Below are 15,526 nucleotides of genomic sequence, written 5' to 3'. Positions count from 1 at the left end.
CGCTTCGAGACGATGCGCCGACCGACGTGTGCCGTACCCTACGTGGCCCGGCGCTCCAGCGCGCGGTCGGCGGGCACGCCCTTCCAGGCGTCCCGCACGCTCGTGTACCGGGGGAACCGCCCGACCAGACCGGCGGCCCGGAACACCAGTAACGGCCCCGGCCGGGAGTGCACGACACGCAGCCACCCGAGCCGCTCACGACACTCCTCCCAGGCCGCGCTCAACGGGTCCAGAACACTGCCGTCCATGAAGGTCACGTCGAGCAGATCGACGACGACGAAGAGCCGACCCGTCCCGTGCAGGGCCTCCTTGAGCTCCTGCGCGAAAGCCGGCGCGGTCGTCAGATCGAGCTCACCGCTCGCCCGCACCACGCGTGGTCCGTCTGGTAGTCCGCCTGGTTCGTCGAACAGATCTGGATGCGGGCCCATGTGCCCCATCTCCCCTGTAAGAGAGTGGCTTTCGCCTTCTTGCGCAGGGCCTCTGTTGCGCGGAACGAGACTGCACGGAGAGGGCCGGGGTCCTGGGCTGCCGTACGACGAGCGTACTGCCGGGAAGGGATATGCCGGGAGCCGTTTCCGGCTAATGGATACCGGTTTCGGCCTTGTCCTTGCCTCAGTCGGCCTGATGCGGTACCCACGCGCTGTCGTCCAGCGAATACCCGTAGCGCGGACGCCCGCTCATCCCGCTGGTGTGGAACGGCTTCCCCTGGTCGTCGATGCGCAGCACCCCGTGCCGGGTCCCGCTGGTCCACGCCAGCTCCAGATACCAGCGCACGTCATGGGAGGCCGCGGCGGCCGTGACGTACAGGACCTCGGGATCACTCTCACTCACCTTGTACGGCAGCCCCGTCTGGCCCGCCTTCGGCGTCGCCACCGGCCGCGTCGCGTCCAGCCCGACGTCGAAGGAGTGCGTGGGCACCCCGCCACCGCAGCCGACCCCGACATACCCCATGGTGTACGCGTTCCAGGCCAGCGGCGACCCGCTCTGCACCACCCGCACGTTCAGCGACTGGAGTACGACGGTCTCCTGCCCGGTGCCCTGAACCGTCAGCTCCAGGTACTGACTGTCCGCGGACACGGCCCCCAGCGCACTCACCCAACTCGGCGCGTCCTGCTCGGTGGGCGGCGGCGGCACCTTCCCCGCGTCCTCGTCGACCAGGTAGGTCTGACTGCACGGGCTCTCCCAGGCATACGGCCGTGAGGTCACCGTGAGTGGAACGGCGGCGGTCGCCGCGCCGCCGTCGGCCTTGTCACCCGGGGCGGCGGACGCACCGGTCTTCGCCGTGGCGGACTTGGCGGGGTTCGCGCTGTCGGAGGGCGAGGTGGAGGGGGAGGGCGAGGAGGTCGCCTTCGCCTTCGACGACGGGGAGGCGGAGGAGGTGCCGTTTCCGGTGGAGGTCACGGAGCCGGCTTCCTGCTTGCGGTCGCCGTTGTTGTCGCCGCCGGACACGAGACGGGGGACGAGTGCGGTGGCGGCGACGACTATGGCTACGGCGGTGGCGGCGAGGAGGGTGGTGCGGCGGCGGGGGCGATTGGTGTTGCGGGGGCCGGGGTTGGGGGTGGGGATGGGCGTGGTGGTCGGCTCGGTGCCGGTGCCGGTGCCGGTGCCGGTGCCGGTGGGAGTGGGAGTGGAAGGGGAGGGTGTGGGAGCGGAGGGGGTGGCGGGCGCGGGGGTGCTCGTGCCCGGCTCCGCGGTTGCCGTAGCGGCGGGGGTTGCCGGGGTAGCCGCTGTGGCTGTCCCGGCGGCGGCCTTCCGCTCCCGCTGGCGTGCACCGTCGGCCAGGATCCACCGGCGGTGGGCCTCGACGAGCTCGTCCGGGGTGGCCTTGCAGAGCCGGGCGAACCGTTCGACGGGGGCGTACTCGGTGGGCACGGCATCGCCGTTGCAGTACCGGTGCAGCGTGGACGTACTCATGTGCAGCCGCTTCGCGAGCACGCCGTAGCTCAGCCCCGACCGGTCCTTGAGCTCCCGTATCAGCGCCGCGAAATCGGCCGTCTCCTCAGGCCCTGCCACCCTGCCCCCATTCCAGTCGAGCGTTCCAGGGAGCCAATGTTCCCCCAGGTAAGAGCCGGTGCGAACGTTCCAGGTTCCCGTACATCCTGGCCGTCGTAGCGGCTGGGACGGAAGGCGGCACAAGCTGCGGTCATCAAAGCACGCAGCCCGCCGACAGGTTGGGCGGCGACAACTCCCTCCTCCCGAAAGGCACAACAGCCATGTCCGCGTTCACCGCCCGTCCCCGCACCCGCCTCTTCGCCGCCGCCACGGTCGCCCTCGCCGCGCTCTCGCTCACGGCGTGCAACGACAAGATGGGAGTACAGGACGAGGGCGTGGCCAACCCGACGTCTTCCACGGTGGGGACGCCGGCACCGTCGGGGACGAAGACGGGCGGGGCGGGACAGACCAGTGGGTCGACCGGGTCGACCGGGTCGACCGGGTCCACCGGGTCCACGTCGGGTGGCTCCTCGACGGGCAACAGCAGTGGGACGGGCGGCAGCACGGGCTCGGGCGGGACCAAGACGAGTGGGGGCTCCGGCTCCGGCACCTCGGCGAGCGGCAGCGTCCCGTGCAACGGCGCCAACACCAAGGTGACGGCCCAGCCGGTCTCGCGCCCCATCAACCACATGCTGCTCACCGTCACCAACACGGGCTCCAAGACCTGCGACCTCTACTACTACCCTGCCGTCAACTTCGACGACGCCCAGTCCGTACCGCCGGTGATGAAGGACTCCCAGCCCCAGGCGGTGACCACCCTCACCCCGGGCCAGTCCGGCTATGCCGGCGTGGCCCTCGCCGGCGGAGACAACGGCACCGGCACCAACGGCCGCACCGCCAAGTCCCTCTCCGTCTACTTCTTCGACCGCGACAACAACAGCATCAGCCCGGCGGCAACCCCGGCCCTGCCGACGAAGGGCGTGTACGTGGACGACTCGCTGAAGGTGACCTACTGGCTGTCGGACGCGCAGGACGCGCTGACGTACTGAGCGCCGGGGACGGGGACGCGGACGCCGGGAACGCCATAGGGCCGGTACTGGGATCAGTACCGGCCCTATGCACTACTACTTGGCTGTCGGGGTGGCGGGATTTGAACCCACGACCTCTTCGTCCCGAAGCAACTTGGGTGGGGGTGGTGCCTTGGGCTGGTGTGCCTCTCAACTGGGCTGATGATCCGCAGACGTCCGTGCGCGTCCGCTGTTGTTCGTCGGCGTTGTCACGCAGTTAGACACGCACTTGATCCTGTTCCCGGTGCGCAGCATTAACGCGACTGTCCGTGGGCCCACGGACAGTCCGCCTGCTCACGTCACCCCGTCCGCGCACGATTCATCAGTCGGCCTGTGGTGCACACGGCTCCGGAGGCCCTTTCGGCTGGAGCCAATGCACCGCTCAGAGGCTAAGAGGAAGCGACTGGCGAGCGCGCGGTCCCCATACCGTCCACAAGGTGCAGAGATTCCTTCGGACAGTGGTGAAGTGCTTCCACGAGGATGTAAAGAGAGGGCCAACGACGGTGTCAGGGGCGCCTACGCGCGAGGTCTGATCAACTTCTCGCCCCTCGGCACAGACGTCATCTGGTGAGGTAGGCCCATGAGCATCGACGTCAGGTCGTCCTCTTCCTCACTCGTAGCGAAGATGACCTGGCTTCCAGCGGCACCGTTCTCGGCAGCTCGCTTCAAGAGTTGCTGAAAGCTAAAGCGAGCAGCTTCTTGCTGACGCGGTTCATCAAAGATGAGTAGCTGGGGGTGATTTGTCTGAAACTCCCGTGATACCTCCATGAAGGAAAATAGATAGGACCAGATGACTCGAATCATGTCGCTTGCCGATAGATCGAACCCGAGATCGAAGCCTTCGTGATTAGGGCGATAGGTTTTCGGGGAGACGTCGATCGATTGAGGTTCGAGAGATCGGAATCCGTATGCTTCAAGCTGTGACGTCAGAGATTCCTTAAGCGAGCGAATCTTGACTTCGTCAGCAGCGGTCAGCTCTCTCCGCCTAAGAGCGGCTAGAGCCTCCTTGTTCTGCTGCCAAGTTGCCGCGAGCGAATCAAGCTCATCGATCGAAGACTCGATGGAGTCCCGGATTCCGCGTAGCGCAGTCAGCCTTTCCTCAGCCCTGAGCCGTTGAGCCAGTTTGGCGGCATCTGGCAGAGAGCTTGGGTTAATCAGGGCGTCCTTCTGCGAGCGGATCGTTGCTCGTAGACCCCCCATCTCTTCGCGCAACCTAAAAACCCTGACTTGGCTAATTTCTGCCACTCGGCTGGCATCTAGCTGCATGGAGCGAAATGTTGTCAGCTCCTTATCGAGGTGCGAAATGTTGTCCTCGATAGTCAATGGATAGTCTGTGATGTCGAAGCCGTCGGGAAGACTCTGGCCGCACGTGGGGCACGTTTCGTCAGGAAGACCGTAACCTCCAGTCGCCCCGAGCCGCTGTAAGAGGGCTGCGTCCTTGTGTTTCCGCAGGTCCTCCTCCAGTGCTTCGATGCGGAGTTCTAGAGACTGAACCTGCTTTTTAGCCTGTTCCCAATCCTCAATCGCTGAGGACAGTACGATACTGAGGTGCGTTGCCCTGTCTTGATTGAGTGACAAAGACTCTTCTATCTCAGGGGCGGCTTCGCCAACAGATGTGAGGCGCTGAGCAGTCTGCTCTTCTAGTTCAGATGCTAGACGATTAATTTCGTCGTCTAGTGAGGTCCAGCCGGATCCGGAGTCTACTTCTAGGGAGACCAGGCCTTCGCGCTGCCAGGCAGAATTCGGCTTCTTAGGGATTCCCCGTACGAGGATGCCAGCGCGAGTGGCGATATCTGAAATATTGCGTTCTACATTCTTCCAGTCTGCCTCGATAAGCGTGATAGCAGAATCGACCCTTTGAGACTCTAACACCATGTCTATGGCGTCTAGTGACAAGATGAATTCAGCGGAGCGTTTTGAGACGTCTTGAATCCCAAGGTAGGTCGGGATGCGCGCTTGGACCCCTGACCAACCGTGTTTCTGCTCAACGAAGAAGTAAGGGAAGAGGCACTCCAAATATAGGGTTCCTTCGCTGCCATCCATGCGAGTTACTCTAGGAAGTTCCCACCCAAGGAACTTGGCCAGTTCATAGTGAAATCCGGCTTCTCTCTGAGCAGAACCCGCCCTGCGAACAAAATACTCGCGCTGAGTATATGGAGCTCCAGAGTCGGAGAGAGTAGGGCCGCTTCGTGTCCTTATCAGGGTCGTGTCGAACCGTGCACTCTTGACTGGGCGGCCAATAGTTAGAATCTCACCCTGCCCGTTCTCGATTTCGATAGAGACACTCGACTCTTCGACGCGGTATTCTTGGCCGTCGACTTCGACCCTGTCGGTCATCGCATGCGGAAGCGGGATGTCCCGACTGGGGCTCATCATCCCTTCGAGGCCGAGCCCATAAATTATGGACTGAAGGCATGTCGACTTACCGCTTGAGTTATCGGCTCGGAGTATATTAAGGCCAGGCCCGAACTCCAGCACAGTGCCACAGGTGGGGCCAGAGGTGCGCACATTAAGAGAGAGTTTTCGGATCTTCAACATCTAAGACCTCCACTCCAACAGATCGCTCACGGACTTCTGAGTGATGCGCGCGGGTAATGTGGCAAGGAACTCTTTTTCTGGCGCTAGAATCTCCCTGCTAGCCCACAGCAGGGTAGCTAGGCGTTCCCCCTTATCCGTCAAGGAGACAGAGGAGTTTTCGTTCCTCCTCGCTAGGCCTGTGGCGATTGCAAGATTGATCGTTCGGGTTGTTGAGGGGTCATGCCTAATAATGAGGCCATTCGGCCTGTGATGCTCCAAAAACCATTCTTTGATGACTTTGCGGCCTTGAGCGGATCGCAACGCCCAAGCCAAAACGTGGATTTGCTCTAGATTTGCGGTATTTGCGCGACAACGTCGAAGAATTAGCACGGCCGAAGCAAGCCGCCAACCCGTGCGAAGGTCGCCAGGGATCGGGTCAGGTCGGCGAGTAAATACGACGTTGGTTGAGATACCTGAGAATGCCCGCTCTAGGACCGCAGCACTGCTCATGAAGCACTCTCGCTAAATTCGAAGTCCAATGGGCAACGCATGAGCCAATCGGCTATTGATCCCCATGACATGGCGTCAATAAAAGAATCATCAAGTGCGGGAACTTGGCGGGCCAGTTCCTCTTTTAGCGATCTCACGATGGTTGTAACGTCGGCCGCACTGTTGGTGCTACCAGGAGGGTACTCAAGGACTAGCTTGCGCTCTTTTCGCACCTTGCTCCCTGTTGCCGCCTCCCATTGGTCCGGGTACTTCTCTCGGAGGCGAGCCAGTGCGTTCTCGGAATCAAGAAATTGATTAACTAGTTGCTCAAGGTAAGTGCGACTGGAGCCGGGGGATAGCTTCAGCTTGGCAAGCTTACCGAGGGCTATCTCGGCTAGTTGGGAATTCCCCTCCATCCAGCTGTCTACCTCTCCTGGAGGGGTGGGGACGACATCGATTAGCGAAGTCGCTCGCTCCAGGATTTCGCTTCGCGCTTTAGCGTAGCTGGCATCAGTGGCGACGGTCACTTTGAAATCTTCTGTAATGAATGGAAGATTCTTCGACCGAACTTCTTCTGACTTGGTACTGGCATGTTGAACAAGTTGAGCAGAGTCGAAAATCGGCACGAGGAAGATGTATGTATTTATTTTTACATTTCCAAGAAGACGTTGGAGGTCCTTTTGCTTAGTGCTGAGCTTGCGCAAGTCGATCGAGAGCTTGTCTCGTTGTTTTCCGTATCGCTCTGAAGTGGATAGCGGTTCTACCGGCGCGTAGCACTGAAACGCTCGACCACAGAAGGTGAAGGCCTCAATTCCGAGGTCTCCTCCATGGCGAGCTGGCACCTCTTGTACCTGGTCTGCACCATAGTGCCGGCGAGCGAGCAGGAGGCAGTACTGCTCCCACTCATCGCCGGAGTAGTGATGTGTCGCCGTCAAGTAGCCCCCCCACCTCATGGGCTTATGACCAGCACGGACGCGCTGGTCCGCCTCGGTGTCGCCCCCGCTCCGGAGATCATAGGGAGGAATGTTTCCCATGTGGCGCGGTATTCAATCCCCGCTGTCTGAAAAACGAGGTTGGTGGAGCAGGTTTGGCCGGCGGTCTGCCCTACGTGAGGAGGCGGCCAAAAAGCCGTGGAGCCGACCGTCCCCAGCAGGGACTGAATGGGCCACAGATTTTTGCGCGTTGACCTGCATGCTTTCCAACTTTGGCGGTGTCCCTCGGGGTTCCGTACGGGGCCGTTCACCTGGGTTCACGGGCGGCTGATTCATGGACGGGAGTGGCCGTCTGGTCCCGCCTGAACGTCGGCGAACGGTGGTGAATGAGACGGAAGCTGAGACGGTTGCTTGGCGGCAGTCACCGATCAGCTGCTCGCTCGCCACTGCGGTGGCCAGGTGGCTCGCTCAGCAATGACCTCGCCTGGAACGTGAAGGCTGGCACGGGCCTTCTCGCATCTTCGAATATCCCTGGCGGGACTGGGGTTTGTATGAGCCTCAGGGAGGGCCAACAGCCACTTGCACCTTCTCAGGGCGCTTCGCTACATCAGCGGCTCTCACTCCTGCGTCAGTCTCTCGTTCCGCTGCTCCGTGTAGGCGTCGTACTCGTCTTGGTCCAGGATGCGGACGGGAAGCCTTCTGGACAGCGGTGCAACGCCATCCGCCACAAGGGTTACGACGAGAGCCGTGTCGTCGCGGCCAAGTTCCAGGACGTCGCTGAAGTCAAGGGCTGGAAGCGCTCGTGACCACTGTCCGTGGACGATGCTGTCGGTTCCGCCGTCCCACTGGATTGCCGTGACTCCCACGGTGGTCACAAAGTCGACTGGTTGCCACCCCTCCTGATCGCCGAGCCCCCCGAGACCTTTGAGTTCGACGCGGACGCCTACGTTCTTGGCGGCGTAGACGCTCTTGTTCTGTAGCGTCACCCTCGCGATCGCCTGCTTGAAGCCCAGAATTTTGCGTCCCCAGTCCCCTTCCTCACCGGGTGCCGACAGGAAGACTGGCTCGTTCGGGAAGCTGAAGTTGAACGTGATCTCAATGTCCAAAGCAGGGCGGCCTGTGGCGGCCAAGTAGGCCAGCAGCGCCACAAAGGCGGCCACGGCGGTCAGGAGACAGGTGTAGATCACCAGGGCCGTGTTCGCGATGGCCACTCGGTCATGAGTTCCAAGCCCCAGCGTCCAGCCGGCGACTGTAGAGCCCACAACGAGAACTGCACCAGTGACTGCGGCCGCGAGCGTCACAAGGGTGATCAAGCGTCGGGGGTCGCGAGGGAGTTTCACGGGTGGAGTGTTCCACTCGGGACCATACGGTGCGCGAGTTGCAGAAGTACGGGTAGCTGGATCGCTTGTCACAAGACGGACACTTCGCCGCACACCTGTCCGGCAGCCCGCCATGATGCCTCGTCAGAACCAACCTCGGGGGACTCATGCGCCGCACTACCATCGCCCTACTCGCTGTCTGCCTGCTCGCCCTCGCCGGATGCTCATCTGGCGGCGAACCGAAGAAGGAAGCCGTTACCGTCACAGCCACACCCACCGCGACCCCGTCGCTCAGCCAGGCGGAGAGCATGCGCCTGTGTACTGACGCTGTCGCCGGGGCGGCCCCGGGCTGGGAGGACTGGAACTTCAACCCCGGTGAGTGGCAGGAGGACCCGCGGACGCCGAAGGAGTGCCTGCCGTTGGCGGACGAGGAGAATCCGCCTAGCGGGAACAGGGCGTTCATGCAGGCGCTGCTCGATGGGCTGGGGAAGGCGGATGATCCGCGTGCTCGGTCGTAGGTGAGGCGGTCGTGCTATGGCCCCGCGGGTGTCCGGGCGGGGCCGAGGTCATGCGGTGGGCTTTCCACCCGGACCCCCGGTGTCCAGCTCAAAGGTGGAATCCCGGACGCGCGGATGCGGCAACACCCGGTCGGGCGGGATTGAACAACCTCGGAAGGGCCGTCGAGCTGGAGTGTGTTGGTTCCAGTACATAGGTCGCGGGAAGCGGCGAAGGCGAACCGCGAAGCGCTGCAGGAAGCCCTCTCAGGTGTGCGGCCGTTGGCCTCGTGTTAGCGGATATCGGTCATGTGGGTAACACGCTTGAGTGGACTGGATATCTCCGGTGAGCACGCTGGCCGGCGCCGTGGTCGGGGTGGGTTCCGCGCTGATCGCTGAGCGCATCCGCTCGCGTCGTGACCTGGAGAGGGAGGGCGCGCAAACACGAAGGTCGGTCTACTCCGACTTCCTCATGGCACTCAGCCGAGGGCACTCTGAGATGCGGATGGTCGTTCTCAAGCCTGACTGCCCAACCGGCGACCGGCTCTACGGTGATCTTCATCTGGCCTTGGACAGCTCGGGCGTCTGGAGACTGAGACAGAGCCTGTCGCTCACGGCATCGGCTGAGATCATTCGACTGGCGGTGAGCGCGTGTGAGGCCTTGACTCGTATGAGGGACGGGCTCATTGAGGATCCGGATGTCAGCAGCGATCTGTACCTTCGAGTGAGAGCCGACCTCTGGAGTGAGAATGCGCGTCTTCGGGAGGCCATGCGCAGAGACCTGGGCATGGACGGACCACCGGATCCCGAAGTTGGTCAGTACCGCTATCCGGCCGCTTCATGAACAACTGATGGGGGCTGGCCGTGGAGTGTCTTGCCTGTAGTGCGTAAGTCGGGTGAGCCGGTCACCCCATCCAAAGAAGCCCTCTGACCTGGCAAGATTCGCGCGCCACACGGCGATCGCTCGGCAGACTGCGTGGCCTGGCAGGCCCCGACAGTTTGCGTGATCAGCACACTTGATCATGGTCAGAGGATGAAGATGATCCGGTGTTCGAAACTGCGCTCACGATCTTTAGTATTCTGCTTCAAACGCTCGGGTTGGTTGCGGCTGCGACTGGCCTCTACAAGACGTTCAAGGACTCCTCAGCTCCTGGCGATCGCTTCTTCAGCAGCGTGCTGCCGAATCAAGTCGAAGTGGCCCGGCAGGTTTGGACTGCCTTTGACCGTCTGCTTCGATGTCTCCTTCGACGCCCTCGACCGGCTGTGACTCACGCTCTTGGTACGGCTCTGTCCGTCGAGTTTGCGGGGAGCGCCAGCGGGCTCGTTCAGTTCGGCCGGCTGCCGGACCTCGTGCAGGATGCCGAGGCCTTCAGGGTCGAGATTGAGAACCGCATGAACCGTGTCTTCAGGCTTGCCCAGGACGTGCAACACGATCTGGGCCAGGAGGCGAAAGTCCGAGGCCAGGAAGACCAGCGCCTAGGGGAAGACCTTCAGGCTCGTATCGCCAACATCGATCAAGAGGCGAAGCGGGCCACGATTCGAGGCTTGCGTGAGCAGGTGTTCGGGCTTTTCTGTGTTGCTCTTGGGCTTGTGGTGCAGAGCGCCCTTGACCTGGCCTTCTAATCCCGGAACTACCGTGTTCCCCAACTTGGCTTGGGGGATCGGCGTCTGCGTCGGTATCCAGCGCGCCGTCTCCGAGCAGGGGCGAGTAGTTGGCAGCTGTCGTTGTTGGCTGCCGGCGGACGGCCCACAGACGGCCCGTCGGACCGGGCACGCGAGGGGGCGGGCGTGATCGTCACAGTAGTGACCATATGGACAACACTCCGCCGGCCGCCGCGACGCCTAGGTGAAGTGCCACCCATAGTGCGTAGAGGCGCAACCTGAACAGCTTGGGGAAACGGAGCTGCTGCCTTTGGTAGGTGTCAGCCCATCCCGCGTCGATCGAGAGGCTCGGATGCAGGTCCCCTAGTTTCTTCCGAAGGCTCAAAGCTTGAGCGTCGTGGAGGGCTTGTCGTTCCCGATACTTCATACATGCCAATGCTCCATACGAGCCGAGCAGCATCATGGGCAGTGTGACCGCGAGCATCGTCGGCCCTAGTCCGCTCTGAGCGATGAATCCCAGCCCCGCTGCCACCACCAGGATGACGATGTTGGTGAGCGTCGCGCGTTGGTTCTCAAGCTGCCGCATCTGGTCGCGCTGATCTTTCCAGAGCTCAAGTAAGACGTCGCTACTGTCAGCCATGGCCCCCCGATCCGTCTCTTCCAACGGCAACGTACGGGCTGAGAGTGCAAGGTCGCTGTGCTTTCATGACGGAGCCATACCCGAGAATCGCCCTGTGCCCGGTGCTTGGGCGACCGCAGGATTTGAACCTGTGGCCTCATCCTTATCAGGTCGATCAGGGGGCGTTGGCGACGTGGGTAAACCGACCGCAGTCCTCAGCTGATCGTCCGCCGAGGTTCGACGCCGAGCGCCGTTGTTCGGGCCTGTTGGTGTCAAGCGTTGATGTCATTCGCCTGGGCGAGCTTGACAGGTCAGCCATTCACCGGAGCGAATCCGGGGGCCGTCTGCGCCTGAACCTACGACAGCCCGCCACGACGACGGGCTCGCCGATCGACCAGGCGCGCGTATGCCTCGCGGTACCCCCACCAACCTCAACCACGCTTCCGATTTGCTGACCAGTGCCACCCACATCGGCCAGCTGATGACGAAGATACGAGAGCTATCGGGTGGGAAACGAAAGCAGGCCACTCCGAGGACCCTGGGGGATGCGCGCAACCATTCCAAATGCAGAGATTCGAACAAATCATCGGACGTAAAGCCGCAGCTCAGGCGCCACTTAGGGGGTCCTAACGTTTTAACGTTAGGTCTCACGTTAGCCCATATGGTATGCTTGTGGCCCATGGAGGAGACTCGCACGCTTGAGACGGCCCTGGAGGTGGCCCAGCAGCAGCTGGCCGCAGCCGAGCACGCGCTCGTCGCCGCGCGGGAGCGCGCGCATCGGGAAGTGACAGCCGCGCGCGAACAAGTCCAGCGCCTCTCCATGGCCGTATATAGCCTGCGCGACGTTCTGGCGGCGCAGGGCGTTGACCCTGGACAGCTCCCCCAAGTTTCAGCCCACGTTTCAGCTGAGGCGGGAACGGCACACGTCGTCGGTACCGCAGAGGGTGCGACCTTGGATACGGCTGCCGTCGATGTGCATCAACCCACGGGGCTTGAGCCGCGCTCCTCCACGGATCGCGCGGTAGCGATCCTGGCCGACGCCGGCCGCCCTATGCGCATGTCTGAACTGCGCAGGGAGTGGGTCCGTCGAGGGTGGGTCAACCCAAACTGGAAGACTCCAGACGCGGCCATCACGATGGCCTTCCATCGCGCCAGAAAGGCCAGAAAGGTCGGTCGGATGCTGGACGGCTCGTGGGTTCTACCCATGATGGTGCGTGACGAACTGGCCCGCGCTCGCCATCAGGACGATTCCGGTGGGGGTGGCGACGAGTGACCCTCCCGAATGGGCCGTCCGTCACTTTGGCGTCAGGACGGCGACCAAGAAGCGCCGCATTCCACACAGTGCGGGTGCCCGGTGTACCCGGAGACCGCACCGTCCGGGCTCAGGCATACGGCGCCTGGACCATCGGCGGTCCTGAGCTCGAACCAGCCACTCCCGCATACACACGTCCCCGTACCTGGCTCCTCCCGCCGGGGCGCGGCCCGCCATGAGTTCAGATCAACAACAGTCACGTCATACCCCAAGAGAGGAACAAACGATGTTCGCAGGACGTCATCGGCCCCTGGGGCCGAACGGAGAGTGGAAGACCGGTCAGAGGGTGCCGGTGAACGGCTACTACGTCGACCAGTACGGAGTGGAGAGCCGTCACGAGGAAGGGCGGAACTTCCCGCCGTGCATCGACCGAAAGGGCGAGTGCGCCTACCGGACTCTGTCCCGCGCGGTTGCAGCCGCGTGAAACCAGTGATGCTAGATAGTTAGCGCTATCTGACATCTGAGTAACCCATCGAGGGGTGGAGGGCCACAGGCCTTTCACCCCTCACCCTTTTGCCCTTCGGCCGAGCACACTCCGCAGTCCGGGAGGTACCGGGTAGTAGACCCAACTACACAACTTTTGTCTATAGCTGGGTTGTAGATCCACCCGCGTAGCTTCGACGCACACATTTACAGTACCCCGCCTGTGCAACCCTGCACGCGCTGGGGGAGCCCTACGTAGAATCTCAGCCGACCGCTCAGCCGCAACGTACGTCTCTGAGCCCGGCCCATTCCCGTGAGCGCGGTACGGGCGCCGGCCGGGCTGGAGCGGGGCGGAGACAGGAGCGCAGGCCCGGCCGGGGGTCGGGCCGCGCGCGGGGAGCGGAGCGAGCCGCCTTGAACCCGTAAGGAAGGTTGTAACTCAGGTGCCTGATGGGCGTTGTGAGCCCTATGCGCGCTCGGGCTTCGAGGCTGCTGCCATGCTTCGGGATTCCGCTGCGGCTCGATGAAGGGCCTGGGCTACCTGCTCGGCGTCCTCTGGGGAGAGCTGCATCTCTTGGGTCCAGAGGATCGACAGCCTGATGTTGCCGGTCACTAGGTTCAGGGCAACGTCGGCTTCGGCCCCGGTGCCGGTGGCATCCTGCACAGCCAAGTTGAGGTCGCTCCTGAACACGCTCACGGTGACGCGGCCTCGGTGGCGGTGAGATCCCACAGCGGAGCTGCGTACTGCTTTGGCGCGGTCTCTATGAGTAGCGCTCGTATGGCTTCTCGCTGGCTGCCTGGGAGGCCCAGTGCTTCGGCGAGGCGGCGGAACGTCGTGTGAGTGACTCCGCGGCTTCTGGCCTCGTTCTCGAAGTGGTCGAGCTGAGACAGCACCGTACCGGGGTCGAACTCTTCCGCCGGCTGGTCCTTGAGCCAGGCTGCCTTGTTGCGTTCGTAGTCGATTTCCGAGTAGCCGCAGATCTCGCGGCTGTGCGTCTCGGCCTCGTCCAGAGTGGTCGTCGACAGGATGGCGCGCGCCAGCTCGTTGCGGCTCAGGGCGTCGTCCAGATCGACTTCATGGACCGTTGGGCCGTCGTCTGTGAGGGGAATGGGGAGTCCGGCGTCCCGTACTTCGCAGACGCCTCGTACTCCTCGTGCAGTTGCGGCGAGCATGCCGGTTGCCTCAGAGGGGTGCCATTCCAGGATCGAGCTGACCGGCTCTACGTCCTTCGAGGTGAAGGTGTGGACGAGAGGTCCAAGTAGGCCGTGCACCTGGGCGATGGGAAGTTCGCCGTCCAGACCGGGGCCGGCGACCAAGAGTCGGATAGGCGCGTTCACTTGGCAGCATGCGGCGAGCGTCAGAGCGTCGGCGAGCGGGCTCTTGAGTGTCGGTTCGTCGCCTCGCGCGAGGATGTCGCCGCCCACGTCCAGGAGATCGATCGACGTCGGCTCCAAGTGGCCGACCAGCTCTTCGAGTTGGCGTGTGATGCTTTCGGTGCCGTGCTGCGGATCAATCAGGGCGAAGGTGTGCGGGAGCTCCGCGGCAAGCCGGGGGAGGGTAGATCCGGCCGGAGCGATTGGACGGGCCTCAGATGGCACCGACCAGACGGACTGAGTGACGACTTCGAGTCCTGTGAAGTCGGAGGGGAGTCGGGGTCCCGGAACGGGGTCCACCAATAGGCGGTCCCACGCGTACGTGAGGATCACCGCCTGGTCCTCGTCGCCGTAAAGGGCGGCGTGAAGCATTGCGGCGGCGACTGCGTCGCCCCCTCCCCCTGCTGCGACGATCAACCGCGTCATGGGCCCAAGCCTACGGGGTCGGTCCTTGACCACTCACTCTATAGTGGCTAGAGGCTATAGCCACTTGGACGAGGAGGGGACATGCCTCAGATTGAGGAGGCTCAGCCGAAGTATCTCCAGATCGCGCACTTCATCCGTGATCAGATCCTTCGGGGTGACCTACGACCGGGGGACGAGGTTCCTTCGGAGCGGCAGTTGGCGGTGAGCTGGAAGGTGTCCCGGCCCACGGCGGCTCGGTCGTTGGAAGCGCTGAGCCATCAGGGGCTCGTAGAGAAGCGGCAGGGGTCCGGCACGTACGTGCGTAGCCTCGAAGTGAACCGCCGGGCGCGGGAGTTGTACGGGCGGGCCCGGCAGACCGGGAAGATCTACACCTCCGGTGAGTACGCGGTGATCTCGTCGGCTGGGTGGCTGGATGCGCCGGACCACGTTGCTGAGGCGTTGGGTCTCGTGAAGGATCGGCGGGCCGTGCATCGTCGGCGGGTCACCAACAACCAGGACGGGCCCCTCTCCCTGTCGACCTCCTGGTTCGCGCCGGACGTCGGGCAGCGGGCACCCAAGCTCCTGGAGCCGGAGCGGATCCAAGAGGGCACCTTGATGTACGTCGAGAACTCGACGGGGCGGCAAGGGAGTTACGCGGAGGACCGCATGTGTGCCCGGCCGGCGACTGAGGAGGAGGTCGTCGATCTTCAACTTGAGCCATGCTCCGCCGTGTTGATCGTGCATCACGTCGTCTTCGACCTCCAGGACCGGCCGTTGGAGTTTGCCGAAGCCACCTATCCCCCGCACCGCTGGGCGTTCGAGCAGGGGTATCCGCTCACCTGATGGGTCGTCACTTTGCTGAACCGCTTGCGCATCGCAAGTGGCTAATGCCACTATCCATTAAGTGGCTAAGGCCACTTGATCGGAAGGGGGCACGGGGTGACGAGTCAGCAGCCGGACCAGGGAGTGCGCTTACCTTGCCGGAGATGTCGGGGACGTGGCTGGAAGCGTGTCAGTTCGCGTACTTCCCTGGCGCTCGCC

Annotated in this window: 14 protein-coding genes; 6 read left to right on the top strand and 8 right to left on the bottom strand. The window is 63.0% G+C overall.

Annotated features, from left to right (window positions below; translation table 11 throughout):
* Window positions 1–38 precede the first annotated feature (38 nt).
* Complete coding sequence (locus OG194_RS21355; RefSeq protein ID WP_327402422.1) at window positions 39–428, bottom strand: STAS domain-containing protein; 390 nt, start codon at window positions 426–428, stop codon at window positions 39–41.
* 184 nt (window positions 429–612) lie between these two features.
* Window positions 613–2,013, bottom strand: a complete 1,401-nt coding sequence (locus OG194_RS21350; RefSeq protein WP_327402421.1) for a helix-turn-helix domain-containing protein — start codon at window positions 2,011–2,013, stop codon at window positions 613–615.
* 200 nt (window positions 2,014–2,213) lie between these two features.
* On the opposite strand from OG194_RS21350, the gene OG194_RS21345 reads away from it, so the two are divergent.
* On the top strand, window positions 2,214–2,981 hold the full coding sequence (locus OG194_RS21345; protein WP_327402420.1) for a DUF4232 domain-containing protein: 768 nt from the start codon (window positions 2,214–2,216) through the stop codon (window positions 2,979–2,981).
* A gap of 534 nt (window positions 2,982–3,515) precedes the next feature.
* On the opposite strand, the gene OG194_RS21340 is transcribed toward OG194_RS21345, so the two are convergent.
* From OG194_RS21340 to OG194_RS21330, 3 genes are all read right to left on the bottom strand, one after another.
* The gene (locus OG194_RS21340; protein ID WP_327402419.1) at window positions 3,516–5,042 is read right to left on the bottom strand and encodes a hypothetical protein; all 1,527 of its coding nucleotides are present in this window, start codon (window positions 5,040–5,042) and stop codon (window positions 3,516–3,518) included.
* A 980-nt stretch (window positions 5,043–6,022) separates the two neighbouring features.
* Window positions 6,023–6,940 (bottom strand): hypothetical protein, encoded by a 918-nt coding sequence (locus OG194_RS21335; RefSeq protein ID WP_327402418.1) that lies wholly within the window; start codon window positions 6,938–6,940, stop codon window positions 6,023–6,025.
* Between the two features lie 614 nt (window positions 6,941–7,554).
* Window positions 7,555–8,250 (bottom strand): hypothetical protein, encoded by a 696-nt coding sequence (locus OG194_RS21330; protein ID WP_327402417.1) that lies wholly within the window; start codon window positions 8,248–8,250, stop codon window positions 7,555–7,557.
* Window positions 8,251–8,423: 173 nt separating this feature from the next.
* Between OG194_RS21330 and OG194_RS21325 the strand changes: the two genes are divergently transcribed.
* The 3 genes from OG194_RS21325 to OG194_RS21315 all read left to right on the top strand — a co-directional run bounded on the left by OG194_RS21325 (window position 8,424) and on the right by OG194_RS21315 (window position 10,373).
* Window positions 8,424–8,774 (top strand): hypothetical protein, encoded by a 351-nt coding sequence (locus OG194_RS21325; RefSeq protein ID WP_327402416.1) that lies wholly within the window; start codon window positions 8,424–8,426, stop codon window positions 8,772–8,774.
* Window positions 8,775–9,096: 322 nt separating this feature from the next.
* Complete coding sequence (locus OG194_RS21320; RefSeq protein WP_327402415.1) at window positions 9,097–9,594, top strand: hypothetical protein; 498 nt, start codon at window positions 9,097–9,099, stop codon at window positions 9,592–9,594.
* A gap of 203 nt (window positions 9,595–9,797) precedes the next feature.
* A complete protein-coding gene (locus tag OG194_RS21315; protein ID WP_327402414.1) occupies window positions 9,798–10,373 on the top strand; it encodes a hypothetical protein in 576 nt (191 codons plus the stop codon).
* A 172-nt stretch (window positions 10,374–10,545) separates the two neighbouring features.
* Here OG194_RS21315 and OG194_RS21310 read toward each other — a convergent pair whose 3' ends face one another.
* Complete coding sequence (locus OG194_RS21310; protein WP_327402413.1) at window positions 10,546–10,992, bottom strand: hypothetical protein; 447 nt, start codon at window positions 10,990–10,992, stop codon at window positions 10,546–10,548.
* 658 nt (window positions 10,993–11,650) lie between these two features.
* Between OG194_RS21310 and OG194_RS21305 the strand changes: the two genes are divergently transcribed.
* Window positions 11,651–12,244, top strand: coding sequence for a hypothetical protein (locus OG194_RS21305; protein WP_327402412.1), 594 nt, complete (start codon window positions 11,651–11,653; stop codon window positions 12,242–12,244).
* 928 nt (window positions 12,245–13,172) lie between these two features.
* Here OG194_RS21305 and OG194_RS21300 read toward each other — a convergent pair.
* Together OG194_RS21300 and OG194_RS21295 are read right to left on the bottom strand one after the other, a co-directional pair.
* A complete protein-coding gene (locus tag OG194_RS21300; RefSeq protein WP_327407152.1) occupies window positions 13,173–13,370 on the bottom strand; it encodes a hypothetical protein in 198 nt (65 codons plus the stop codon).
* A gap of 29 nt (window positions 13,371–13,399) precedes the next feature.
* Window positions 13,400–14,506 carry a DUF1152 domain-containing protein gene (locus OG194_RS21295; RefSeq protein WP_327402411.1) on the bottom strand — a complete coding sequence of 369 codons (1,107 nt, stop codon included), beginning with the start codon at window positions 14,504–14,506 and terminating at the stop codon, window positions 13,400–13,402.
* An 81-nt stretch (window positions 14,507–14,587) separates the two neighbouring features.
* Between OG194_RS21295 and OG194_RS21290 the strand changes: the two genes are divergently transcribed.
* Complete coding sequence (locus tag OG194_RS21290; protein ID WP_327402410.1) at window positions 14,588–15,328, top strand: GntR family transcriptional regulator; 741 nt, start codon at window positions 14,588–14,590, stop codon at window positions 15,326–15,328.
* Window positions 15,329–15,526 lie beyond the last annotated feature (198 nt).

It is taken from the genome of Streptomyces sp. NBC_01288, from assembly GCF_035982055.1.
Classification (GTDB): domain Bacteria; phylum Actinomycetota; class Actinomycetes; order Streptomycetales; family Streptomycetaceae; genus Streptomyces.
Note: the sequence above shows the minus strand (reverse complement) of the source record. Positions and strands in the feature narration are given on the sequence as shown.